General features: G+C 65.4%; 33 protein-coding genes. 32 read left to right on the top strand and 1 reads right to left on the bottom strand.

Features of this window, described 5'->3' with window-relative positions; genetic code table 11:
• Window positions 1-76: 76 nt before the first annotated feature.
• The 3 genes from lpdA to NX02_RS19675 all read left to right on the top strand — a co-directional run bounded on the left by lpdA (window position 77) and on the right by NX02_RS19675 (window position 3,447).
• Window positions 77-1,471, top strand: a complete 1,395-nt coding sequence (gene lpdA / locus NX02_RS19690) for a dihydrolipoyl dehydrogenase (RefSeq protein WP_025293904.1) — start codon at window positions 77-79, stop codon at window positions 1,469-1,471.
• Window positions 1,471-1,917: an MAPEG family protein gene (locus NX02_RS30885; protein WP_025293903.1), complete on the top strand. Its 447-nt coding sequence runs from the start codon at window positions 1,471-1,473 to the stop codon at window positions 1,915-1,917. Before lpdA ends, NX02_RS30885 begins: the two co-directional genes overlap by 1 nt.
• Before the next feature lie 255 nt (window positions 1,918-2,172).
• Complete coding sequence (locus NX02_RS19675) at window positions 2,173-3,447, top strand: Xaa-Pro dipeptidase (protein WP_025293901.1); 1,275 nt, start codon at window positions 2,173-2,175, stop codon at window positions 3,445-3,447.
• A 42-nt stretch (window positions 3,448-3,489) separates the two neighbouring features.
• Here the strand turns inward: NX02_RS19675 and NX02_RS19670 are convergent, their stop codons facing one another.
• Window positions 3,490-5,139 (bottom strand): hypothetical protein, encoded by a 1,650-nt coding sequence (locus tag NX02_RS19670; protein WP_158014106.1) that lies wholly within the window; start codon window positions 5,137-5,139, stop codon window positions 3,490-3,492.
• A gap of 195 nt (window positions 5,140-5,334) precedes the next feature.
• On the opposite strand from NX02_RS19670, the gene NX02_RS19665 reads away from it, so the two are divergent.
• From NX02_RS19665 to secY, 29 genes are all read left to right on the top strand, one after another.
• Complete coding sequence (locus NX02_RS19665; RefSeq protein WP_025293899.1) at window positions 5,335-5,946, top strand: phosphatase PAP2 family protein; 612 nt, start codon at window positions 5,335-5,337, stop codon at window positions 5,944-5,946.
• A 38-nt stretch (window positions 5,947-5,984) separates the two neighbouring features.
• Window positions 5,985-6,254, top strand: coding sequence for a hypothetical protein (locus NX02_RS19660; protein WP_025293898.1), 270 nt, complete (start codon window positions 5,985-5,987; stop codon window positions 6,252-6,254).
• 123 nt (window positions 6,255-6,377) lie between these two features.
• A complete protein-coding gene (locus tag NX02_RS19655; RefSeq protein WP_025293897.1) occupies window positions 6,378-6,635 on the top strand; it encodes a hypothetical protein in 258 nt (85 codons plus the stop codon).
• Window positions 6,636-6,850: 215 nt separating this feature from the next.
• The gene (rpsL, locus tag NX02_RS19650; protein ID WP_025293896.1) at window positions 6,851-7,222 is read left to right on the top strand and encodes a 30S ribosomal protein S12; all 372 of its coding nucleotides are present in this window, start codon (window positions 6,851-6,853) and stop codon (window positions 7,220-7,222) included.
• A gap of 78 nt (window positions 7,223-7,300) precedes the next feature.
• On the top strand, window positions 7,301-7,771 hold the full coding sequence (rpsG, locus tag NX02_RS19645; RefSeq protein WP_025293895.1) for a 30S ribosomal protein S7: 471 nt from the start codon (window positions 7,301-7,303) through the stop codon (window positions 7,769-7,771).
• 79 nt (window positions 7,772-7,850) lie between these two features.
• A complete protein-coding gene (gene fusA / locus NX02_RS19640) occupies window positions 7,851-9,926 on the top strand; it encodes an elongation factor G (protein ID WP_025293894.1) in 2,076 nt (691 codons plus the stop codon).
• A gap of 91 nt (window positions 9,927-10,017) precedes the next feature.
• A complete protein-coding gene (tuf, locus tag NX02_RS19635; RefSeq protein ID WP_025293893.1) occupies window positions 10,018-11,208 on the top strand; it encodes an elongation factor Tu in 1,191 nt (396 codons plus the stop codon).
• A gap of 125 nt (window positions 11,209-11,333) precedes the next feature.
• The gene (gene rpsJ / locus NX02_RS19630; RefSeq protein WP_011952197.1) at window positions 11,334-11,645 is read left to right on the top strand and encodes a 30S ribosomal protein S10; all 312 of its coding nucleotides are present in this window, start codon (window positions 11,334-11,336) and stop codon (window positions 11,643-11,645) included.
• 203 nt (window positions 11,646-11,848) lie between these two features.
• On the top strand, window positions 11,849-12,598 hold the full coding sequence (gene rplC / locus NX02_RS19625; RefSeq protein ID WP_025293892.1) for a 50S ribosomal protein L3: 750 nt from the start codon (window positions 11,849-11,851) through the stop codon (window positions 12,596-12,598).
• 3 nt (window positions 12,599-12,601) lie between these two features.
• Entirely contained in the window at window positions 12,602-13,228 is a 627-nt protein-coding gene (gene rplD, locus NX02_RS19620; RefSeq protein ID WP_025293891.1) for a 50S ribosomal protein L4, read from the top strand.
• A complete protein-coding gene (locus NX02_RS19615; RefSeq protein ID WP_025293890.1) occupies window positions 13,221-13,535 on the top strand; it encodes a 50S ribosomal protein L23 in 315 nt (104 codons plus the stop codon). The genes rplD and NX02_RS19615 overlap by 8 nt, the downstream gene beginning before the upstream one ends.
• A 10-nt stretch (window positions 13,536-13,545) precedes the next feature.
• The gene (gene rplB, locus NX02_RS19610; RefSeq protein ID WP_025293889.1) at window positions 13,546-14,382 is read left to right on the top strand and encodes a 50S ribosomal protein L2; all 837 of its coding nucleotides are present in this window, start codon (window positions 13,546-13,548) and stop codon (window positions 14,380-14,382) included.
• A gap of 3 nt (window positions 14,383-14,385) precedes the next feature.
• Window positions 14,386-14,661, top strand: a complete 276-nt coding sequence (rpsS, locus tag NX02_RS19605) for a 30S ribosomal protein S19 (protein ID WP_025293888.1) — start codon at window positions 14,386-14,388, stop codon at window positions 14,659-14,661.
• Between the two features lie 3 nt (window positions 14,662-14,664).
• Entirely contained in the window at window positions 14,665-15,042 is a 378-nt protein-coding gene (gene rplV / locus NX02_RS19600; protein WP_025293887.1) for a 50S ribosomal protein L22, read from the top strand.
• Complete coding sequence (rpsC, locus tag NX02_RS19595) at window positions 15,042-15,737, top strand: 30S ribosomal protein S3 (protein WP_039996702.1); 696 nt, start codon at window positions 15,042-15,044, stop codon at window positions 15,735-15,737. Before rplV ends, rpsC begins: the two co-directional genes overlap by 1 nt.
• Before the next feature lie 15 nt (window positions 15,738-15,752).
• Complete coding sequence (rplP, locus tag NX02_RS19590) at window positions 15,753-16,187, top strand: 50S ribosomal protein L16 (protein WP_025293885.1); 435 nt, start codon at window positions 15,753-15,755, stop codon at window positions 16,185-16,187.
• A complete protein-coding gene (gene rpmC, locus NX02_RS19585) occupies window positions 16,187-16,390 on the top strand; it encodes a 50S ribosomal protein L29 (protein WP_025293884.1) in 204 nt (67 codons plus the stop codon). Before rplP ends, rpmC begins: the two co-directional genes overlap by 1 nt.
• A gap of 14 nt (window positions 16,391-16,404) precedes the next feature.
• On the top strand, window positions 16,405-16,671 hold the full coding sequence (gene rpsQ / locus NX02_RS19580) for a 30S ribosomal protein S17 (protein ID WP_025293883.1): 267 nt from the start codon (window positions 16,405-16,407) through the stop codon (window positions 16,669-16,671).
• Between the two features lie 83 nt (window positions 16,672-16,754).
• Window positions 16,755-17,123 carry a 50S ribosomal protein L14 gene (rplN, locus tag NX02_RS19575; RefSeq protein ID WP_025293882.1) on the top strand — a complete coding sequence of 123 codons (369 nt, stop codon included), beginning with the start codon at window positions 16,755-16,757 and terminating at the stop codon, window positions 17,121-17,123.
• Window positions 17,123-17,446: a 50S ribosomal protein L24 gene (gene rplX, locus NX02_RS19570; RefSeq protein WP_025293881.1), complete on the top strand. Its 324-nt coding sequence runs from the start codon at window positions 17,123-17,125 to the stop codon at window positions 17,444-17,446. The genes rplN and rplX overlap by 1 nt, the downstream gene beginning before the upstream one ends.
• The gene (rplE, locus tag NX02_RS19565; RefSeq protein ID WP_039996701.1) at window positions 17,439-18,023 is read left to right on the top strand and encodes a 50S ribosomal protein L5; all 585 of its coding nucleotides are present in this window, start codon (window positions 17,439-17,441) and stop codon (window positions 18,021-18,023) included. Before rplX ends, rplE begins: the two co-directional genes overlap by 8 nt.
• Window positions 18,024-18,067: 44 nt before the next feature.
• Window positions 18,068-18,373 carry a 30S ribosomal protein S14 gene (gene rpsN / locus NX02_RS19560; RefSeq protein WP_025293879.1) on the top strand — a complete coding sequence of 102 codons (306 nt, stop codon included), beginning with the start codon at window positions 18,068-18,070 and terminating at the stop codon, window positions 18,371-18,373.
• A gap of 10 nt (window positions 18,374-18,383) precedes the next feature.
• A complete protein-coding gene (rpsH, locus tag NX02_RS19555) occupies window positions 18,384-18,779 on the top strand; it encodes a 30S ribosomal protein S8 (RefSeq protein ID WP_025293878.1) in 396 nt (131 codons plus the stop codon).
• Window positions 18,779-19,312 (top strand): 50S ribosomal protein L6, encoded by a 534-nt coding sequence (rplF, locus tag NX02_RS19550; protein ID WP_025293877.1) that lies wholly within the window; start codon window positions 18,779-18,781, stop codon window positions 19,310-19,312. Before rpsH ends, rplF begins: the two co-directional genes overlap by 1 nt.
• 1 nt (window position 19,313) lies before the next feature.
• Window positions 19,314-19,667: a 50S ribosomal protein L18 gene (gene rplR / locus NX02_RS19545; protein ID WP_025293876.1), complete on the top strand. Its 354-nt coding sequence runs from the start codon at window positions 19,314-19,316 to the stop codon at window positions 19,665-19,667.
• A 1-nt stretch (window position 19,668) separates the two neighbouring features.
• Window positions 19,669-20,394, top strand: a complete 726-nt coding sequence (gene rpsE / locus NX02_RS19540) for a 30S ribosomal protein S5 (protein ID WP_025293875.1) — start codon at window positions 19,669-19,671, stop codon at window positions 20,392-20,394.
• A 5-nt stretch (window positions 20,395-20,399) separates the two neighbouring features.
• Window positions 20,400-20,576 (top strand): 50S ribosomal protein L30, encoded by a 177-nt coding sequence (gene rpmD / locus NX02_RS19535; RefSeq protein WP_025293874.1) that lies wholly within the window; start codon window positions 20,400-20,402, stop codon window positions 20,574-20,576.
• Between the two features lie 184 nt (window positions 20,577-20,760).
• Complete coding sequence (gene rplO / locus NX02_RS19530; RefSeq protein ID WP_025293873.1) at window positions 20,761-21,291, top strand: 50S ribosomal protein L15; 531 nt, start codon at window positions 20,761-20,763, stop codon at window positions 21,289-21,291.
• A 125-nt stretch (window positions 21,292-21,416) separates the two neighbouring features.
• On the top strand, window positions 21,417-22,784 hold the full coding sequence (gene secY, locus NX02_RS19525; protein WP_025293872.1) for a preprotein translocase subunit SecY: 1,368 nt from the start codon (window positions 21,417-21,419) through the stop codon (window positions 22,782-22,784).
• Window positions 22,785-22,820: the final 36 nt, after the last annotated feature.

The following is a 22,820-nucleotide window of genomic DNA, read 5'->3' as shown; positions in this document are numbered from 1 at the left end:
TTTTCTTCCCGGGGGGTGCGCATTACATCCCCCACGCCAGCCCCCGCCAGCAGCGGCGGCTGTATCGGAGACTTCGATGGCTGACACCTACGACCTCATTGTGCTCGGCTCCGGCCCCGGCGGTTACGTCTCCGCGATCCGCGCGGCGCAGCTCGGCCTCAAGACGGCGATCGTCGAGCGCGAGAAGCTGGGCGGCATCTGCCTCAACTGGGGCTGCATCCCCACCAAGGCGCTGCTGCGCACCTCGGAAGTCTATCACTACATCACCCATGCCGACGCCTATGGCCTGTCGGTGGAGAAGCCTTCGTTCGATCTCGCCAAGGTCACGGAGCGTAGCCGCAAGGTCGCCGGGCAGCTCAATGCCGGCGTCAAGGGGCTGATGAAGAAGAACAAGGTCACCGTCGTCGAGGGCGTCGGCGCGATCACCGGCAAGGGCAAGCTGGAAGTCACCAGCGGCAGCGGCAAGGTGCAGCTCGAAGCCAAGCACATCATCGTCGCGACCGGCGCCCGCGCCCGCGACCTGCCCTTCGCCAAGGCGGACGGCGACCGCATCTGGACCTATCGCCACGCGATGGTGCCGCCGGCGATGCCGACCGAGCTGCTCGTGATCGGCTCCGGCGCGATCGGCGTCGAGTTCGCCAGCTTCTATTCGGACATGGGCGCCAAGGTGACCATCGTCGAGATGCTCGATCGCATCGTGCCGGTGGAAGATGCCGAGATCAGCGAGTTCATGACCAAGGCGCTGACCAAGCAGGGCATGACCATCCTGACCGGTGCCGGCGTCGAGAAGCTCGATGTCGCCAAGGACGGCGTCACCGCCTCGATCAAGGGCAAGGACGGCAAGGTCACCACGACCAGGTTCAGCCATGTCATCGTCGCGGTCGGCATCGTGCCGAACACCGAGAATATCGGCCTCGAGGCGCTGGGCGTGAAGACCGACCGCGGCCACATCGTCGTCGACGGCTTCGGCCGCACCAATGTCGAGGGCATCTACGCGATCGGCGACGTCACCGGGCCGCCGTGGCTGGCGCACAAGGCGAGCCATGAGGGCATCGTCTGCGTCGAGGCGCTGGCGGGCAAGAACCCGCACCCGTTCGAGACCTGGAACATCCCGGGCTGCACCTATGCCCGCCCGCAGATCGCGTCGGTCGGCCTGACCGAGGCGAAGGCCAAGGACGCCGGGCACAAGGTGAAGGTGGGCAAGTTCCCCTTCATCGGCAACGGCAAGGCGATCGCGCTGGGCGAGGCCGAGGGCTTCATCAAGACGGTGTTCGACGAGACCACCGGCGAACTGCTGGGCGCGCACATGATCGGCGCCGAGGTGACCGAACTGATCCAGGGCTATGTCATCGCCCGCCAGCTCGAAACCACCGAGGAAGAGCTGATGCACACCGTGTTCGCGCACCCGACGCTCTCCGAGATGATGCATGAGAGCGTGCTGGGCGCGTACGGCCGGGCGCTGCACTTCTAGTGGCCGCCTTCTCGATCGTTTGGCCGACGATCGCGCTGGTCGCGCTGACCTGGGCGGTGTGGTTTCGCATGTATCAGAAGCGCATCGCGCATCTGAGGGCGAACCCGCCGACCGAGGACCAGTTCAGGACCGGTGCGGCGGCGCTGCGCTATTTCCAGCCCGTGGAAATGCCGGCGAACAACCTGGCCAATCTGTTCGAGATGCCGGTGCTCTATTTCGCACTCGTGCCTCTGCTGCTGACGACGGGGCACGCGACGGTGGCGCAGACCATCCTCGCCTGCCTCTACGTCGTCTTCCGCGCGCTCCACAGCTGGGAGCATGTCGGCATCAACCGGGTGATGACCCGGTTCCGCTGGTATCTGATGTCGTGCGCGGTGCTGATGGCGATGTGGATCGGCTTCACGATCGACTTCGCCGTGGCGCATCTGGATGCGTTGACGGGGTGAAGGCCGCTTCTGCGGCCTGATCCTGATACAGTGCGCGCAACAGGTCGACTGAAGTGAAAAGGCCCGGCTGCCGGCTCGTGCGCCGGGCCTTCAGCCAAGCGTAGTTAGATGATCGAGGCGCGTGCCGAATAGCCCTCTCCCTGCGAAGTGCGGGAGAGGGCCATTCGCACCTCCACAACCCCCGTCGAAAACCCGATTGCCGCCGCGCGCATTGCCTGCGACCACATGCGCTCGTTCGTACGGGGGACAATCGGAATGAAGCTGCTCGCCGCCGCCTGCCTGGCCGCCATCGCCTGCGCCACCCCGGCCAGTGCCGAAACCGTCATCATCACCGCGGACCGGATGATCGACGTCATCGCCGGCAAGGTGGTCGATCACCCCGCGGTGATGGTGACCGACGGCCGCATCACCGGCATCGCCGATGCGCGCACCGTGCGCTGGGGCGCCGATGTTCGCCATATCGACCTCGGCGGCAAGACGATCCTGCCGGGCTTCATCGACATGCACGTCCATCTCGATGCCAACCCGCTCTACGGCGGCTATACCGGGCTGCAGTTCACCGACCTGTTCTGGGCCGTGCAGGGTGTCGGCAATGCGAAGGCGATGCTCGATGCCGGCTTCACGACGGTGCGCAACGTCGGCTCGGAGAATTATTCGGATGTCGCCTACAAGCAGGCGATCGACGAAGGGCTGATGGCCGGCCCGCGCATCGTGCCCGCGGCGCACGCGCTCGGCGCCACCGGCGGCCATTGCGACAGCACCTATCTGCCGCCCTCGTTCAAGGCGAAAGGCGTCGCGGTGGGGGACGGTCCGGCGGATCTCCGTCGGATCGTGCGCGAGCAGCGGAAGTACGGCGCCGAGGTGATCAAGGTCTGCGCGACCGGCGGCGTCTTCTCGCGCAACACCGAGCCCGGGCAGCAGCAGCTGAGCGAGGAGGAATTGCGCGCGATCGCCGATGAGGCGCATCAATGGGGCCTCAAGGTCGCCGCGCATGCGCATGGCGCGGCGGGCATCAAGGCGGCGATCCGCGCGGGCATCGACACGATCGAACATGCCAGCCTGATCGACGACGAGGGCATCCGGCTTGCGAAGGAGCGTGGCACCCGGCTGTCGATGGACATCTTCAACACCGATTACACCCAGGCCGAGGGCAAGAAGAACGGCGTGCTCGAAGACAATCTGCGCAAGGACCGCGAGGTGGCGCAGATCCAGCGCGACAATTTCCGCAAGGCGCATGCGGCGGGCGTCAAGCTGGTGTTCGGCACCGACGCCGGGGTGATGCCGCACGGCACCGCGGGCGGCCAGTTCCGGGTGATGGTGCAATATGGAATGACGCCGATGGAGGCGATCCAGGCGGCGACGCGCGAAGCCGCGCTGGCGCTGGGGCGTGAAAAGGATGTCGGCGCGATCGCTGTCGGCCGCTACGCCGATATCGTCGCGGTCGGCGGCGATCCGCTGGCCGACGTCGGCGAACTCGCCGATGTCGATGTCGTCATCAAGAGTGGGGTGTTGATCCGGCGCGTGGACTGAGCGAACGCCGGGGCGGCACGCGGCCGCCCCGGTGCCCCCACGTTACGCCACGCTTTCAGGTTCGCAGGCGCGCTGCGTCTTCGGTTCGCCGGCCTCGGTGAACGGCGCCAGCCGCTTCTGGCTCGCGTCCAGCATCCGGCGCGCCTGCTCCAGCCCGGCCTTGGCGCCGGCGGCGGCGATGCGGTCGAGATCGTCCTGGATCTTTTCCAGCGATTCGAGGCCGACCTCGTTGGCGCGCACCGCGATCGCGTTGACGATGCCGCCGAACACCGTGGTGGCATAGATGTCGATCGCCGCCGCCTCGAACGGATCGAAGGGCAGATCGAGCCTGGGCTTCTCGATCAGTTCGATGATGTGGCGCGGCAGGTGCGGGCTGACGATGTCGATGAACCACGCTGCGGACTGGCATTGCGGTGCGATCCGGCCCAGCGCGTCGCGCGCCTCGATGCCGATCACATAGATCAGCTCGGGGCGGATCCGCCGCAACGTCGCCGCGCGCTCCACGAAGTGGGGAATGGCGAGGATGATCAGCTGCCCGGCTTTCTTCATCCGGTCCTGCCGTTCCTTCGGCGCCAGCCACACCGCGACGTTGCGGAAATAGGCGAGGATATCCTTGTACTCGTCGCCATTCTCCGCGCGCAGGCCGGAAAGGTTGACGTTGAACCAGTGGTGCCAGGTCGAATCGACCAGCACCCGGCCGCGGTTCGCAGCGGGCTTGTGCCCGTCCCACGCGCCGATCAGGCCGAAGGCGCGATCGTCGGTGATGGTGTAGCCGCTCTTGGTGCGGCCGACGACGTTGTGGCCGTGGGCGACGATGTCCACCTCGACGCCGCCGGGATATTCGTTGGCGAAGGCGGCGTTGGGCTTGATGCAATCCCCCTCGTGCGGGTGATCGGGCAGCACCTTGATCGCGCCGCGCGGACCGCACAGCACCTGGTGGGGGAATTTATAGCGGCCCCAGGGGCGCCACAACCGGTGGCCGAAGCGGTAATTGGGGTGGATCGGCTGCGGCGCGCCATCCGATTCCGATCCGCCATTGGGCGGGCCGCCGGGGAAGGCGGGCTGCTGGGTGTCATTGCGGGTCAGGTCGGCATTGTCGGGCGCGCGCTCCATGCCGGCGGGCGGGGCAGGAAAATCGAACCACCATTTGCGCATCGAGCGCACGCGCTGGATGCCGCCGCACAGGCCGAGCCCGAGATCCTCATGGTCGCCCATCGCGAGCACGCCGCCGCCGGCGTCCATGAAGGTGTGGATCTCATCGATCTCGCCGGCGGAAAGATAGGGATTTCCCGGCGTGTAGCCGAACAGCCAGAGCTCGTCGAAATCGTCGAGGCTGCCGGGGTTGAAGTGGAAATCGTCATAGCCCGGGGTCACCCCCGCCGCATTGTTGCGGTGGGCGCGCACGAATTCGAAGCGGGCATAGGACGGATGGTCGGGATGCGACGGGTCGAACGCATCCTGCAGCGCGAGACCCAGCGAGAATCCGCTGGCGGTGTCGTAGGCGGAGCCGTCGCTCATCACCAGCACGCGGACCTTGGCGGGGCCGTAGCGGATGTTGAGGTGGACGGGGCGCTCGAATTCGAAACGCGGACGGCGCTCGAACTGCGGCAGGCCGGGGAAGGGGATCGGAAAATCCGGCAGTGGTGGAATCGGGGCGTCGGGAATCGGTCGGTCAAACGCAATCATAGCCATAACGGCCTCCAGGCTGATATGTTCTAGGGCGCAAGCCGTCCTGCGCGGCGACGACCTGCTCGCGCGCGCTGTCCGTTCATCCGGGTCTGAAGCTTGCGGCGATGATAATGGCCGATTCGCGATGGCGATTATAGGATGTTTGCGACGTAACCCTTCGCGGCTTGCGCTGTGCGCCGACAGCGGCTTGAAGGGGGGATGAATCCGCCTTTGTCCTCCGCCGTCGCGGGTGCGCTCTGCATCCTCCTGTCGCTCCTCATCGGTTTCTCGCTCGGGGCGACGCCGATCGTCTTGGCCGATCTGTGGCTGATCGAGCAGGCGGCGGCGCTGCGCGCGGATGCCGGGCCGTGGATCGCCTTCACCCGGATCGGCGATGCCCCCGCGCGGATCGGCTTCGCGGCCGTCGCGGTCGTGCTGCTGCTGGTCCGGCGCAAGGCCGGGGCGGCGGCGCTGCTGCCGCTGGCGACCTTGATCGAGACGGTGGCGACAAGCGGGCTGAAGCTTGCCTTCGCGCGGCCGCGACCGGCGTTGCTGGATCATCTCGACACCGTGGTGACGCTGAGCTTCCCCAGCGGCCATGCCGCGCACAACATGGCGCTTTGGGCGCTGGCCGCCCTGTTGCTCTTGCCGCGCCGCGGCTGGGCGGCGGCGGCGCTGGTCGTGCCGCTGCTGGTCGGCGTCTCGCGCGTCGTGCTGGGCGTGCACTGGCCCAGCGACGTACTCGCCGGCTGGCTGTTCGGCGGCGGCATGGCGCTGATCGCCGTTGCGGTGCACGATCGTCTCGGAACCAACCCGCGCGCCACGGCTTGAGCAACGCGCGACGATGCCGTCGCCGAGGAGGACAGGGGATGATCAGGCTTGTCGGTCCGGCCGCGATGCTCGCGGCGGCGCTTTCGCTTTCGGCCTGCGGCGAAAGGGGTGACGAGGCCGTCGCCCGGAATCTCGAGAACCAGTACGACGATCTCGCCAACCAGCAGGATGCGATGGCTGCCAACGCGACCAGCGAACGGGCGGAGGATACCTATGCCGCCAACGCCGCGGAATTGCGCGAGCAGGGCGACGATGCTGCCGAATCGGTGAGGAATCCCGGCCATGACGGCGGCGCTGCGGAGCATTGATCGCGCGGCATGACGCCATCGCATCAAGCCACGGTTCATCTTCTGCGGGGCGGCAGTGATTCAGGTCACAGCCTCGCGCGCGAGTCGGATGCTAGCCCTCGAAAAGGCTGCTGGAGACGGGTCGTGGCGAAGGAACTGGTGATGCCGACAGATGACAGGAGCTGGGCATCGATCGCACTCAGCCGGCTCGATGCCTGGCGCGAGCGGCGGCGATCCGACCAGATCCGTGCCCTGTCCGAGGAGCATCTCGAGCGCGGGTTGCGACGCACCGCGGCGTCGATGATGCTCGAGCCCGAAGGGTCGCCGGGGCGCGAACGCGCGGTGCAGACGCATCGCGCGATGCTGACGGAACGCTTGCGTCGCCGGGGGTTCGAACTCTAGGAGTCTGCCGCCGCCCGTTGACCGGGTGGCTTACCGTCGCTATAGGCGCCGCTGCCCGAAGGAGGGTGGTGCGTCCGCACGACTCCATTCGGGCTTTTGAGCTTGAACATTGCTGGGTGCATGTGAGGGCCAGGGGGGCCGTAAGGCCGCCGGGGCTCTTTTGTATTGGGTTTGAACGGGCTCCAGCAAAGTAACCAGAGAAGGTGAAGGGCTTCATGCCTACGATTAACCAGCTGGTCCGCAAGGGCCGCGAACTGCAGAAGGTCAAGTCGAAGGTTCCTGCGATGGAGCAGAACCCGCAGAAGCGTGGTGTTTGCACCCGCGTCTACACGACGACCCCGAAGAAGCCGAACTCGGCGCTTCGCAAGGTGGCCAAGATCCGTCTGACCAACAAGCGCGAAGTCATCAGCTACATCCCGGGCGAAGGCCACAACCTCCAGGAGCACTCGGTCGTGCTGATCCGCGGCGGCCGTGTGCGCGATCTTCCCGGCGTGCGCTACCACGTCCTGCGCGGCGTCCTCGATACCCAGGGTGTCAAGAACCGCAAGCAGTCCCGCTCCAAGTACGGCGCCAAGCGTCCGAAGTAAGCCGTCCGGCGGCTATCCGGCGCTTGGCCGGCTCTGGCGGTTCCGGCCCTCAAGGCTGAAGTTTAGAAGGAAAATCAGATGGCTCGTCGTCGTCGTCCCGAGAAGCGGGAAATCCTGCCCGATCCCAAGTTTGGGGATGTGGTGCTTTCGAAGTTCATGAACAGCGTGATGCTCGACGGCAAGAAGTCCGTCGCCGAGGGCATCGTCTATGGCGCGCTGGAAACCATCGAGACGCGCGCGAAGCGCGAGCCGCTCGGCGTGTTCCATGATGCGCTCAACAATGTGAAGCCGGGCATCGAGGTCCGCAGCCGCCGCGTCGGTGGTGCGACCTACCAGGTGCCGGTCGAAGTGCGCGTCGAGCGTGCCCAGGCGCTGGCGATCCGCTGGCTCATCACGGCCGCCCGGTCGCGCAGCGAGAACACGATGTCGGCGCGCCTTTCCGGCGAGCTTCTCGATGCCGCGAACAACCGCGGCAACGCCGTGAAGAAGCGCGAGGACACGCACCGCATGGCCGAAGCGAACCGCGCCTTCAGCCACTATCGCTGGTGATCTGGTCCGCCTGACCGCGAACACCTATATCTGGGGAGCTGGACCGTCCGGCTCCCCACATTGCTAAGGAAACCACGTCATGGCCCGCAGCCATCCGCTCGAACGCTATCGCAACATCGGCATTATGGCGCACATCGATGCCGGCAAGACGACCACGACCGAGCGCATCCTCTACTACACCGGCAAGTCCTACAAGATCGGCGAAGTGCATGAAGGCACCGCGACGATGGACTGGATGGAGCAGGAGCAGGAGCGGGGCATCACGATCACGTCGGCTGCGACCACGTGCTTCTGGAACGATCACCGCATCAACATCATCGACACCCCCGGCCACGTCGACTTCACGATCGAAGTCGAGCGTTCGCTGCGCGTGCTCGACGGTGCCGTTGCGTGCTTCGACGGCGTTGCCGGCGTTGAGCCGCAGTCCGAGACCGTGTGGCGCCAGGCTGAGAAGTATCGCGTGCCCCGCATGTGCTTCGTCAACAAGCTGGATCGCACCGGCGCCAATTTCGAGCGCTGCGTCGAGATGATCAAGGATCGCCTCGGTGCCCGTCCGCTCGTCCTCTATCTCCCGATCGGTATCGAGGGCGGCTTCAAGGGCCTCGTCGACCTGGTCGAGAACCGTGCGATCATCTGGCTTGACGAGAGCCTGGGCGCGAAGTTCGAATATCGCGAGATCCCCGACGACCTCAAGGATGCCGCGGAAGCTGCGCGCCTGGAACTGATCGAGGCCGCCGTCGAGCAGGACGACGCCGCGATGGAGAAGTTCTTCGAGGGCGAGGAGCCCGACGTCGCGACGCTGAAGGCGCTGATCCGCAAGGGCACGCTGAACTTCTCGTTCGTGCCCGTGCTGTGCGGCTCGGCGTTCAAGAACAAGGGCGTGCAGCCCCTGCTCGACGCCGTCGTCGACTATCTGCCGAGCCCGCTCGACATTCCGCCGGTCGAAGGCCTCAAGCTGGACGGCGAGACCGCCGACAGCCGCAAGGCGGACGATGCGGAGCCGTTCTCGGCGCTGGCGTTCAAGATCATGAACGACCCGTTCGTCGGCACGCTGACCTTCGCCCGCATCTATTCCGGCAAGCTCGAGAGCGCGTCGGTGGTGATGAACTCGGTGAAGGACAAGAAGGAAAAGGTTGGCCGCATGCTGCTCATGCATGCGAACAGCCGCGAGGACATCGACGTCGCCTATGCGGGTGACATCGTCGCGCTGGCGGGCCTCAAGGACACCACGACGGGCGACACGCTGTGCGCCCAGAACGCGCCGATCATCCTCGAGCGCATGGAGTTCCCCGAGCCGGTCATCGAGGTCGCCGTGGAGCCGAAGACCAAGGCGGACCAGGAGAAGATGGGCGTCGCGCTCAATCGTCTCGCCCGCGAGGATCCGTCGTTCCGCGTGACCAGCGACCATGAGTCGGGCCAGACCATCATCAAGGGGATGGGCGAACTCCACCTCGAGATCCTGGTCGATCGCATGAAGCGCGAGTTCAAGGTCGAGGCCAATGTCGGTGCGCCGCAGGTGGCGTATCGCGAATATCTCGCGAAGCCGGTCGAATTGACCTACACCCACAAGAAGCAGTCGGGCGGCTCGGGCCAGTTCGGCGAGGTCAAGGTGCAGGTGAAGCCGGGCGAGCGCGGTTCGGGCTTCGTGTTCTTCGACGAGATCAAGGGCGGCAATATTCCGCGCGAGTATATCCCGTCAGTCGAGAAGGGCATGCGCGAGACCGCCGAGACCGGTTCGCTGATCGGCTTCCCGATCATCGACTTCGAAGTGCACCTGATCGACGGCAAGTATCACGACGTCGACTCGTCGGCGCTCGCGTTCGAAATCTGCGCCCGCGGCGCGATGCGCGAAGCGGCCCAGAAGGCCGGCATCAAGCTGCTCGAGCCGATCATGAAGGTCGAGGTCGTCACCCCGGAAGATTATCTGGGTGACGTCATCGGCGACATGAACAGCCGTCGCGGCCAGATCCAGGGCACCGACAGCCGCGGCAACGCACAGGTCGTCGAGGCGATGGTCCCGCTCGCGAACATGTTCGGCTATGTGAACCAGCTCCGCTCGTTCACCCAGGGCCGCGCACAGTACACGATGCAGTTCTCGCATTATGACGAGGTGCCCGCCAACGTCGCCGACGAAGTGAAGGCGAAGCTGGCGTAATCCATAAATCATCGCTAAGGGCGCCGTTCCGCCGCGCGGCGGCGCGCCCGAATCGCGACGAAAATCGAGTTGAGAAGAAGGTAGGACAGACATGGCGAAAGCTAAATTCGAGCGGAACAAGCCGCACGTGAACATCGGCACCATCGGTCACGTCGACCATGGCAAGACCTCGCTGACCGCTGCCATCACCAAGGTGCTGGCCGAGACGGGCGGCGCGACGTTCGTTGACTATGCGAACATCGACAAGGCGCCGGAAGAGCGCGAGCGCGGCATCACCATCTCGACCGCGCACGTCGAGTATGAGACGGCGGACCGCCACTATGCGCACGTCGACTGCCCGGGCCACGCCGACTATGTGAAGAACATGATCACCGGTGCGGCGCAGATGGACGGCGCCATCCTGGTCGTTTCGGCCACCGACGGCCCGATGCCGCAGACCAAGGAGCACATCCTGCTCGCCAAGCAGGTCGGCGTGCCGACCATGGTCGTCTTCATGAACAAGGTCGACCAGGTCGATGACGAGGAAATCCTCGAACTCGTCGAGCTGGAAATCCGTGAAGAGCTCTCGAAGCGCGACTTCCCGGGCGATGATATTCCGATCATCCGCGGTTCGGCGCTCGCCGCCCTCGAAGGCACCAACGACGAGATCGGCAAGAAGGCGATCCTTGCGCTGATGGCCGCCGTCGACAGCTTCATCCCGCAGCCCGAGCGTCCGCTCGACAAGCCGTTCCTGATGCCGATCGAAGACGTGTTCTCGATCTCGGGCCGCGGCACCGTCGTGACCGGCCGCGTCGAGACCGGCATCGTCAAGGTTGGCGAGGAAGTCGAGATCGTCGGCATCAAGGACACCCGCAAGACCGTCGTGACCGGCGTCGAGATGTTCCGCAAGCTGCTCGACCAGGGCCAGGCCGGCGACAACATCGGCGCGCTGATCCGCGGCGTCGGCCGTGAAGAGGTCGAGCGCGGCCAGGTGCTCTGCAAGCCGGGTTCGATCAAGCCGCACACCGAGTTCAGCTCGGAAGTGTATGTCCTGTCGAAGGACGAGGGCGGCCGTCACACGCCGTTCTTCGCCAACTACCGTCCGCAGTTCTACTTCCGCACCACGGACGTGACCGGCGAAGTCGTTCTCCCCGAGGGCACCGAGATGGTGATGCCGGGCGACAACGTGAATCTCGGCGTCAAGCTGATCGCCCCGATCGCTATGGATCAGGGTCTGCGCTTCGCCATCCGTGAAGGCGGTCGTACCGTCGGCGCGGGGGTTGTCGCGACGATCACAAAGTAATATAGGGCTGCTACCGCGCGATTCTCCTCGGGGAATCGCGCGGTTGCGCTTTTAAGGTTTTTCGCCCGAATCGGAAACCGGACAGGTTTTCGAGACGGGCTTGGCTCTTTCGCATCGGTTGGGACATGGAAACGCAGAATATTCGTATTCGCCTCAAGGCTTTTGATCACCGCGTGCTGGATCAGGCCACTGGCGACATTGCCGACACCGCCCGTCGCACGGGCGCGCTCATTCGCGGTCCGATCCCCCTGCCGACGCGCATCGAGAAGTTCACCGTGAACCGCGGCCCGCACATCGACAAGAAGTCGCGCGAGCAGTTCGAGGTGAGGACGTACAAGCGGCTGCTGGATATCGTGCAGCCCACGCCGCAGACGGTGGACGCGCTGATGAAGCTCGACCTTGCCGCCGGCGTCGACGTCGAGATCAAGCTGGCCTGAGCCAGCTCGGCATAACGGGATACCGAACGGCGGCGCTTCAGGGCGCCGGCGTTGTCCGAGTCCCCACCGCCGCCTCCTTCGGGAACGCGGCATCCGGCCCGGGTGGGGGCAATCGGTAATTTGGGCTGGGCTTCGGGAAACCGGAGCTTTTTTCGTTGGTACGCTCGCCGCTAACGCGAGCCTATGCAGAAGGGAACCAGATCATGCGCACTGGCGTGATCGCGAAGAAAATGGGCATGACGCGCCTGTTCAAGGACGATGGGCGGCACGTGCCGGTCACCGTCCTCAGCCTCGAAGGCTGCCAGGTCGTCGCTCGCAAGATTGAGGCTGTCGACGGCTATGTCGCCGTCCAGCTCGGCGCCGGCGTCGCCAAGGCGAAGAACGTCGCCAAGCCGCAGCGCGGCCACTTCGGCAAGGCCGAGGTCGAGCCGAAGGCGGAGCTCGCCGAGTTTCGTGTCGCCGAGGATGCGCTCCTCGACGTTGGCGCGTGGCTCTCGGCCGATCATTTCGTTGCCGGCCAGTATGTCGACATCACCGGCCACACCCAGGGCAAGGGTTTTGCCGGCGCGATGAAGCGCTGGGGCTTCGGCGGTCTGCGCGCGACGCACGGCGTTTCGGTCTCGCACCGTTCGCACGGTTCGACGGGTAACCGCCAGGATCCGGGCCGCGTCTTCAAGAACAAGAAGATGGCCGGTCACATGGGCGACCGTCAGCGCACCCAGCAGAACCTCGAGATCGTCTCGACCGACGTCGAGCGCGGCCTGATCTTCGTCAAGGGTTCGGTTCCCGGTCACAAGGGCACCTGGTTGCTCGTCAAGGATGCGGTGAAGCTGCCGCGCCACGCCGAAGCGCCGTATCCCGCCGGCCTGAAGGCCGCCAATTCCAACGCTCCCGCCGACACGCCCGCCGAGGATGTGGCTGCGGTTGAAGCGACCGAAGGCCAGGAGGGCTAAGTCGTGAAGGTCAAGGTTCAGAACCTGGATGCCAGCGAAAACGGCGACATCGATCTCAACGACGAGATCTTCGGTGTCGAACCGCGCGCGGACATCCTCCACCGGGTCGTAACCTGGCAGCTCGAGAAGCGTCGCGGCACCGCCCGCGGCACCCGCGAGCGCAGCGACGTTGCCCGTTCCGGCAAGAAGCTGGGTCGCCAGAAGGGCGGCGGTACCGCCCGTCACGGCGATCGCCGTGCGCCGATCTTCGTCGGCGGCGGTAAGGCTCACGGCGCCCGCGTTCGCGACTTCAACCCGTCGCTGAACAAGAAGGTCCGCGTGCTCGGCCTCAAGATGGCGCTGTCGTCGAAGGCGAAGGCCGGCCAGCTCATCGTCATGGACTCGCTGACCGTGCAGGACGGCAAGACCAAGGCGCTCGCGGCCGATCTCGTCAAGCTCGGCTTCGGCAAGAGCACGCTGGTGATCGACGGCGAAGCGGTGGAGCAGAGCTTCGCCCGTGCGTCGGCCAACCTCGTGGCGATCAACGTTCTGCCGGCGATCGGCGCGAACGTGTACGATATCCTGAAGCATGACACGCTGGTGCTGACCCGCGCGGCTGTCGAGAAGCTGGAGGCGCGGTTCAATGGCTAAGAAGCAGGCGGGCGCCGTCGACCTTCGTCACTACGACGTCGTCGTCGCGCCGCACATCACCGAGAAGTCGACGCTTCTCTCCGAGCACAACGCGGTCGTCTTCAAGGTGGCCGGTGACGCGACCAAGCCGCAGATCAAGGCGGCGGTCGAGGCGCTGTTCAACGTCACCGTCACTGGCGTCAACACGATCGTCCAGAAGGGCAAGACCAAGCGCTGGAAGGGTGAGGCCTACCGTCGCTCGGACGTCAAGAAGGCGATCGTGACGCTGGCCGAAGGCCAGTCGATCGACGTCACCACCGGTATTTGAGGCGGGATAGATGGCACTCAAGCACTATAACCCGACGAGCCCGGCCCGCCGCGGCCTGATCCTCGTCGACCGCTCGGCGCTGCACAAGGGCAAGCCCGTCAAGGCGCTGACCGAAGGCAAGCGCAAGACCGGTGGCCGCAACAACAAGGGCCATGTCACCTCGCGCGGCATCGCCGGCGGCCACAAGCAGCGCTATCGCATCGTCGATTTCAAGCGCCGCAAGTGGGACGTCGAGGCGACCGTCGAGCGTCTGGAATATGACCCGAACCGCACCGCGTTCATCGCGCTCGTCAAGTATGACGATGGCGAGCAGGCCTACATCCTGGCGCCGCAGCGCCTGGCGGTGGGCGACAAGGTGATCGCCGGCAAGAAGACCGACGTGAAGCCGGGCAACGCCATGGAACTGGGCCAGATGCCGGTCGGCACCATCGTCCACAACGTGGAGATGAAGCCGGGCAAGGGCGGTCAGATCTCGCGCTCGGCCGGCACCTATGTGCAGGTCGTCGGCCGTGACCGCGGTCTCGTGATCGTCCGCCTGAACTCGGGCGAGCAGCGCTACCTGCGCGGCGATTGCATGGCGACGGTCGGCGCGGTGTCGAACCCGGACAACGCCAACCAGAACCTCGCGAAGGCGGGCCGCAACCGCTGGCTGGGCCGTCGTCCGCTGACGCGCGGCGTCGCGAAGAACCCGGTCGACCACCCGCATGGCGGTGGTGAAGGCCGGACCTCGGGCGGCCGTCACCCGGTCACCCCGTGGGGCAAGCCGACCAAGGGCGCGCGCACGCGCAACAACAAGTCGACGGACAAGATGATCATCCGGTCCCGTCACGCGAAGAAGAAGAGGTAAGTCATGGCCCGTTCCATCTGGAAAGGTCCGTTCGTCGACCTGCATCTGCTGAAGAAGGCGGAGACGGCTCAGGACACCAACGCGCGTGCGCCGATCAAGACCTGGTCGCGTCGTTCGACGATCCTGCCGACGTTCGTTGGCCTGACGTTCAACGTCTACAACGGTCGCAAGTTCGTTCCGGTCTCGGTCAACGAGGATATGGTGGGTCACAAGCTCGGCGAGTTCGCGCCCACGCGCTACTTCCCCGGCCACGCGGCCGACAAGAAGGGCAAGAGGTAAGCGATGTCGAAGCCTAAATCCCCCCGCCGCGTCGGCGACAAGGAAGCGCTCGCCGTCGGCACCACGATCCGTGGTTCCGCGCAGAAGCTCAATCTGGTCGCCGCGCTGATCCGTAACCGCAAGGCCGGTGACGCGATGAACATCCTCGCATTCTCCAAGAAGGCGATGGCGATCGACGTCCGCAAGGTGCTCGCCTCGGCGATCGCGAACGCGGAGAACAACCACAACCTCGACGTCGATGCGCTGGTCGTGTCGGAAGCAAGCGTCGGCAAGAGCCTGTCGATGAAGCGTTTCGCGACCCGTGCGCGTGGTCGTTCGAGCCGGATCGTCAAGCCCTTCAGCCGCCTCCGCGTCGTCGTGCGCGAGCAGGAAGAAGCATAATGGGTCAGAAGAGCAATCCGATCGGCCTCCGGTTGCAGATCAACCGGACCTGGGACAGCCGCTGGTTCGCAGAGGGCGAGGACTATGGTCGTCTGCTCCTCGAGGATCTCGCGATCCGCACGTACATCATGAAGGCGATCCCGCAGGCGGCGATCTCCAAGGTGGTGATCGAGCGTCCCGCGAAGCTGTGCCGCATCTCGATCTTCGCTGCCCGTCCGGGCGTGATCATCGGCAAGAAGGGCGCGGACATCGAGAAGCTTCGCAAGAAGCTCGGCGCGATGACCTCGTCGGACGTGTCGCTGAACATCGTCGAGATCCGCAAGCCGGAAATCGACTCGAAGCTCGTCGCGCAGTCGGTCGCCGACCAGCTCGAGCGTCGCGTCGCGTTCCGTCGCGCGATGAAGCGGGCGGTGCAGTCGGCGCTGCGTCTGGGCGCCGAAGGCATCCGGATCACCTGCGGCGGCCGCCTCGGCGGCGCCGAGATCGCGCGGACCGAATGGTATCGCGAGGGTCGGGTTCCGCTGCACACGCTGCGTGCGAACGTCGATTATGCGGAAGCCCAGGCGCACACCGCCTATGGCGTCTGCGGCGTCAAGGTCTGGATCTTCAAGGGTGAGATCCTGGGCCACGACCCGATGGCGCAGGACCGGCTGATGATGGAGGCTCAGACCTCCGGCGTCCGGCCGGCGCGCTGATAGGAATTAGAGACAATGCTGCAACCGAAGCGCACTAAATTCCGCAAGGCCCACAAGGGCCGTATCCATGGCGACGCCCCCGGCGGCACCCAGCTCAACTTCGGCTCCTACGGGCTGAAGGCGCTGGCGCCGGAGCGGATCACCGCGCGTCAGATCGAGGCGGCCCGCCGCGCGATCACGCGTCACATCAAGCGTCAGGGCCGTCTGTGGATCCGCATCTTCCCGGACGTTCCCGTCTCGTCGAAGCCGGCCGAAGTCCGCATGGGCTCCGGTAAGGGCGCGCCCGAATATTGGGTCGCGCGCGTCAAGCCCGGCCGCATCCTGTTCGAGCTGGACGGCGTCCCCGGCCCGCTCGCCGCGGAAGCGTTCGAGCGTGCGGCGATGAAGCTGCCGATCAAGACGAAGGTCGTCGCCCGTCTCGGCGACTTCACCCACCTGGGGGGCGCATGATGACCAAGCCTGCCGATCTCAAGGTCAAGACCGATGACGAGCTGCAGTCGCAGCTTTCGGAGCTGAAGCGCGAGCAGTTCAACCTGCGCTTCCAGTCGGCGACCAACCAGCTCGAGAAGCCGGCCCGCGTGCGCGAAGTGCGCCGCGACATCGCCCGGATCAAGACGCTGCAGGCCGAGCGTTCGCGCTCGGCGGCCAAGTAAGGAATAGGGAAGCCATGCCGAAGCGCGTGCTGACCGGACTGGTCGTGTCGGACAAGACCGACAAGACGGTGGTTGTGAAGGTGGAGCGGAAGGTCAAGCACCCGCTCTACGGCAAGATCATCCGCCGTTCGAAGAAGTATCACGCCCACGACGAGGCGAACGATTATCGCGAAGGCGAAACCGTTCGCATCGAAGAGACGGCGCCGATCTCGAAGCTCAAGACCTGGAAGGTGATCGGTCGCGTCGATACGCACCAGTCGCCGGTCGTGGTCGAGGGCTGATCCTCGCGAAAGCGGGACCAAGAGGAAACCAGGAACCACCGGGCGTCAGGTCCCGGCAGGCCAATTGAGAAGGAACCGGATCGATGATCCAGATGCAATCCAATCTCGACGTCGCCGACAACAGCGGCGCGAAGCGGGTGCAGTGCATCAAGGTGCTGGGCGGCTCGAAGCGCCGTTTCGCGACCGTTGGCGACGTGATCGTCGTCAGCGTGAAGGAAGCGGCTCCGCGCGGCAAGGTTAAGAAGGGCGACGTTCACCGTGCGGTGATCGTGCGTACCGCCAAGGACATCCATCGTCCCGATGGGTCGACCATCCGCTTCGACGGCAACGCCGCGGTGCTGGTCAACAAGAACGAGGAGCCGATCGGCACCCGTATCTTCGGGCCGGTCGTCCGCGAGCTGCGCGCGAAGAACTACATGAAGATCATCTCGCTCGCGCCGGAGGTGCTGTAATGTCCGCTGCCAAGATCAAGAAGGGCGACAAGGTCGTCGTCTTGTCCGGCAAGGACAAGGGCCGCTCGGGTGAAGTGCTGAAGGTGCTTCCGAAGGACGGCAAGGTGCTCGTGGACGGCGTCAATGTCGCCGCCCGCCACCGCAAGCCGAGCCAGGGCAACCCGCAGGGCGGCATCGACCGTCTGCCGGCGCCGATGGCGATCAGCAAGGTCGCGCTCGAGGACCCGAAGAACCCGGGCAAGCCCACGCGCGTCCGTTTCGAGATCCAGGACGGCAAGAAGGTTCGCGTCGCCGTCAAGTCCGGGGAGGCCATCAATGGCTGACACCTATACGCCCCGCATGCGCAAGCTGTACGACGAGAGCATCGCCAAGGCGATGACCGAGAAGTTCGGCTATGCAAACCACATGCAGGTGCCCAAGATCGAGAAGATCGTGCTCAACATGGGCGTGGGCGAAGCGACGCAGGACAAGAAGAAGGTCGAGACCGCCGCGCAGGAAATGCAGCGGATCGCCGGCCAGAAGCCTGTCGTGACGCGCGCGAAGAAGTCGATCGCGCAGTTCAAGCTGCGTGAGGGCATGCCGATCGGCGCGAAGGTCACCCTTCGTCGCGAGCGCATGTACGAGTTCCTCGATCGCCTGATCACGATCGCGCTGCCGCGCGTTCGCGACTTCCGCGGGCTTAACCCGAAGAGCTTCGACGGCCGTGGCAACTATGCCATGGGCCTCAAGGAGCAGATCGTGTTCCCCGAGATCAACTATGACCAGATCGACAAGGTCCGGGGCATGGACGTGATCGTCACCACCACGGCGAAGACCGACGAGGAAGCGCGCGAGCTGCTCCGTCTGTTCGGCTTCCCGTTCCCGCAGGACCAGGCCGCCGCCGAGAAGAAGGCGGCCTGAGCCCTCATGCGGCTCATGGCAAGATAAGGAAGAGAACTTAAGTCATGGCGAAACTGAGTTCGATCAACAAGAACGAGAAGCGCAAGCAGCTGGTGAAGCGCTATGCGGGCCGTTACGCGCGCCTCAAGGCGGTCGCGAACGACGAGTCTCTGGACGAGACCGAGCGCCTGATCGCGCGCCTGAAGATGGCGGAGATCCCGCGCAACGGCAATCCGACGCGTATCCGCAACCGTTGCGAGGTGACCGGTCGTCCCCGCGCTTACTACCGTAAATTCCGTCTCTGCCGCGTGCAGCTGCGGGAGCTGGCCAACAAGGGCCTGATCCCGGGCGTCACGAAGTCGAGCTGGTGAGGAATCGATAATGGCATTGACCGATCCCTTGGGTGATCTGCTCACCCGCATCCGCAACGGCCAGCGCGCGCGCAAGGACAGCGTGATCTCTCCGGCGTCGAAGCTGCGCGCCCGCGTGCTCGACGTGCTGAAGCGCGAAGGCTATATCCGCGGCTATTCCGAGGAGCTGGTTGCCGGCCACAGCGGCCTGCGCATCGAGCTGAAATATTTCGAGGGCCAGCCGGCGATCAAGCACGTCGCGCGCGTCTCGAAGCCGGGCCGCCGCGTCTATTCGGGCTCCAAGGAGCTGCCGCGCATTCGCAACGGCCTGGGCATCACCATCGTCTCGACGCCGCGTGGCGTTCTGTCGGACGCGGAAGCGCGCGATCAGAACGTCGGTGGCGAGATCCTCGCGGAGGTCTTCTGATGAGCCGCATCGGTAAGAAGCCGGTTCCGGTACCGGCAGGTGTCACCGCGACGATCGACCAGGGCAAGCTTTCGGTGAAGGGCCCCAAGGGCACGCTGAGCATGCCGCTGGCCGACGACGTCAGCTATGAAGTGCAGGACGGCCAGATCGCCGTCCAGCCGGCCAACGAGACCAAGCGGGCACGCGCCTTCTGGGGCATGCAGCGTACGCTGGTGCAGAACCTGGTGACCGGCGTGACCGAGGGCTTTTCGAAGACCCTCGTGATCACCGGCGTCGGCTACCGCGCCAACTCGCAGGGCAAGAACCTGAAGCTGCAACTCGGCTACAGCCACGATGTCGATTTCGCGGTGCCGGAAGGCATCGAGATCAAGACCCCGGATCAGACCACGGTCGAGATCACGGGCATCGACAAGCAGAAGGTCGGCCAGGTCGCCGCCGAGATCCGCCGCTGGCGGAAGCCGGAACCCTATAAGGGCAAGGGCATCAAGTATCGCGGCGAGTTCATCTTCCGCAAGGAAGGAAAGAAGAAGTAAGATGGCAAAGCTCTCTCTCTTCGCGAAGCGCCGCCAGCGCGTCCGTACCGCGCTCCGCGCGCGTTCGGGCACGCGTGCCCGCCTGTCGATCCACCGCTCGGGTCGTCATATCTACGCGCAGGTCATCGACGACGCGGCCGGCCACACCGTGGCCTCGGCTTCGACGCTCGAGAAGGACGTCCGTGGCCAGAGCGGCGCGAACCTCTCGGCTGCTGCCGATGTGGGCAAGCGCGTCGCCGAGAAGGCGAAGGCAGCCGGCGTCACCAAGGTCGTGTTCGACCGCGGCGGCTTCCTGTTTCATGGTCGCGTGAAGGCGCTGGCGGATGCCGCGCGTGAAGGCGGATTGGAGTTCTAACATGGCTGAGCAAACCGAAAATCAGGTCGCGGCCGCTCCGGAGGCAGCCGCAGCGCCCGCCGACGCCCCGCGCGAGAACCGCGGTCCGCGTGGCGGTCGTGGCCGTGGCCCCGGCGGCGATCGTGGCGGCCGTGGCCGTGACGGTAACCGTGGTCGCCGCGACGATCGTCGCGGCAACAACGAGGACCAGGGCGAGGAGCTGATCGAAAAGCTCGTCCACATCAACCGTGTCTCGAAGACGGTGAAGGGCGGCAAGCGCTTCGGCTTCGCGGCGCTGGTCGTCGTGGGTGACGGCAAGGGCCGTGTCGGCTTCGGTCATGGCAAGGCGCGTGAGGTGCCGGAAGCCATTTCGAAGGCGACCGCGTCGGCGAAGAAGAAGATGGTCCGCGTGCCGCTGCGCGAGGGCCGGACGCTTCACCACGACGGCAAGGGCCATTTCGGCGCCGGCCGCGTGACCGTCCGTTCCGCCCCGCAGGGCACCGGCATCATCGCCGGCGGTCCGATGCGTGCGGTGTTCGAGAGCCTCGGCGTTGCCGACGTTGTGACCAAGTCGGTCGGCACCTCGAACCCCTACAACATGATCCGGGCGACCTTCGAGGCGCTGGGCGAGCAGACCTCGCCCAAGGCCGTCGCGCAGCGCCGCGGCAAGAAGATCGCCGATCTGCTCGGTCGTGGTGGTGCCGACAAGGCCGCTGCCCAGGCCGAGGCCGAAGCGGTCACGGAGTAAGTTCGATGGCAACCATCAAGATCAAGCAGACGGGTTCGCCCATCCGCCGTACCCAGGATCAGCGCGCGACGCTGATCGGCCTGGGCCTCAACAAGATGCACCGCGTGTCGGAACTGCAGGATACCCCTGAAGTTCGCGGCATGATCCGCAAGGTGCAGCACATGGTCGAAGTCCTCGACTGATGTGACGAACATCCCTCCTCCCTCGGGGGGCGGGGCGGCCGCAAGGCGGCCAGGGAGAGGGGGCATGGCGTAGATTCGCCATTGCCCCCTCTCCCTGTCGGGCCTAAGGGCCCATTTTTCCCGCGCCCGACCGGGGCCGGGGATGATTCTTTCAGCGCGTCAAAAGCGAAAGCGAGTGCAGACTATGAAACTCAACGAGATCAGCGACAACCAGGGTGCCCGCAAGAGCCGCGTTCGCGTCGGCCGCGGCATCGGCTCGGGCGTCGGCAAGACCGCCGGCCGCGGCCAGAAGGGTCAGAAGAGCCGTGAAGGCGTTTCGATCAAGGGCTTCGAGGGCGGCCAGATGCCGCTCCACATGCGCCTGCCGAAGCGTGGCTTCAACAACATCTTCGCCAAGGATTATGCCGAGGTGAACCTGGGCGCGATCCAGAAGCTTATCGATGCCGGCACGCTCGCGACCGACGGCACGATCGACCATGCCGCGCTGAAGGCGGCCGGCGTCGCCCGTGGCGGCAAGGACGGCGTTCGCGTTCTCGGCAAGGGCGCGTTCTCGGCCAAGCTGAGCCTGAAGGTCGCCGGCATTTCGAAGGGCGCCCGCGAGGCGATCGAGAAGGCCGGCGGTTCGGTCGAACTGATCGAGGTGGTTCCGGCCGCCGACAAGGCCAAGGCCAAGAAGGGCAGTGCGATCGCGGCGCGCAAGGCCGCCAAGGCCTGACGCCGTTTATCGGCGTGCCGCTTTTGTCCCCGCGCGGTTAGACAAGCGCGGTTGAGGCATTATATGGGGCGGCGGGGGCGCGTGATGCGCATTCCCGCCGCCTCTGTTTTTCCGGGATCGTAGACATGGCATCCGCAGCCGACAACTTCGCGAGCAACCTCAGTCTCGCCAAGTTCGGTCAGGCAACCGAACTCAAGAAGCGCATCTGGTTCACCATCGGCGCGCTCATCGTCTTCCGCCTGCTGAGCTTCGTGCCGATCCCCGGCATCGATCCGCGCGCGCTGGCGTCGCTGTTCAACACGACCCGTGGCGGCGTGCTGGATTTCTTCAACACCTTCTCGGGCGGCAGCCTCGAGCGCATGAGCCTTATCGCGCTCGGCGTGATGCCCTACATCACCGCCTCGATCGTCGTTCAGCTCGCGAGCACGCTCTCGCCGACGCTGGCCGCGATCAAGAAGGAGGGTGAGGCCGGGCGCAAGAAGCTCAACCAGTATACCCGCTACGGCACCGTCGGCCTCACGATCATCCAGGGCTATTTCATCGCCATCGGCCTTGAGACCTGGGGTGCGGGGCAGGGCATGTCCGCGGTGGTCGATCCGGGCCTGCTGTTCCGCATCGTCGCGGTGATCTCGCTACTCGGCGGCACGATGTTCCTGATGTGGCTGGGTGAGCAGATCACCAGCCGCGGCATCGGCAACGGCGTTTCGCTGATCATCATGGCCGGCATCGTCGCGCAGCTGCCGACGACGCTTGCCAACCTGTTCGAGGGCGGCCGCACCGGTTCGCTCTCGGCGCCGGTGATCGCGGCGATCGTCGTGCTGGCGCTGGGCCTGATCGCGTTCATCTGCTTCATGGAGCGCGCGCAGCGCCGGGTGCTGATCCAGTATCCCAAGCGCCAGACCGCGCGCGGCATGATGCAGGGCGATCGCAGCCACCTGCCGCTGAAGATCAATACCGCGGGCGTCATCCCGCCGATCTTCGCCTCGTCGCTGCTGCTGATGCCGCTCACCATCTCCCAGTTCGCGGGCAACAAGTTCGACGAATCGACGGTGTGGGGCCAGATCATGGGCTGGCTGAACATCAACATCGCGCACGGCCAGCCGCTCTACATGCTGCTCTATGGCGCGGGCATCATCTTCTTCTGCTTCTTCTACACCGCAGTGGTGTTCAATCCGGAAGAGACGGCCGACAATCTGAAGCGCTATGGCGGGTTCATCCCCGGCATCCGCCCGGGCAAGAGCACCGAGAAATATCTCGATTATGTGCTGACGCGGATCACCGTGATCGGCGCCGCCTATCTGACCGCGCTGTGCCTCGTGCCCGAATATCTGGTCGCGAGCATGGGCGTCCCCTTCTATCTGGGCGGCACCAGCCTGCTGATCGTCGTCAACGTGACGATGGACACCGTGACGCAGATCCAGAGCCACCTGCTTGCGCATCAGTATGGCGACCTTATCAAGAAGGCGAAGCTCAAGGGCGGAAAGAACCGCTGACGCGGTCAGCGGCGCAAAGGGGAAGGATCGCGCACT

It is taken from the genome of Sphingomonas sanxanigenens DSM 19645 = NX02 (assembly GCF_000512205.2).
GTDB lineage: Bacteria > Pseudomonadota > Alphaproteobacteria > Sphingomonadales > Sphingomonadaceae > Sphingomonas_D > Sphingomonas_D sanxanigenens.
Note: the sequence above shows the minus strand (reverse complement) of the source record. Positions and strands in the feature narration are given on the sequence as shown.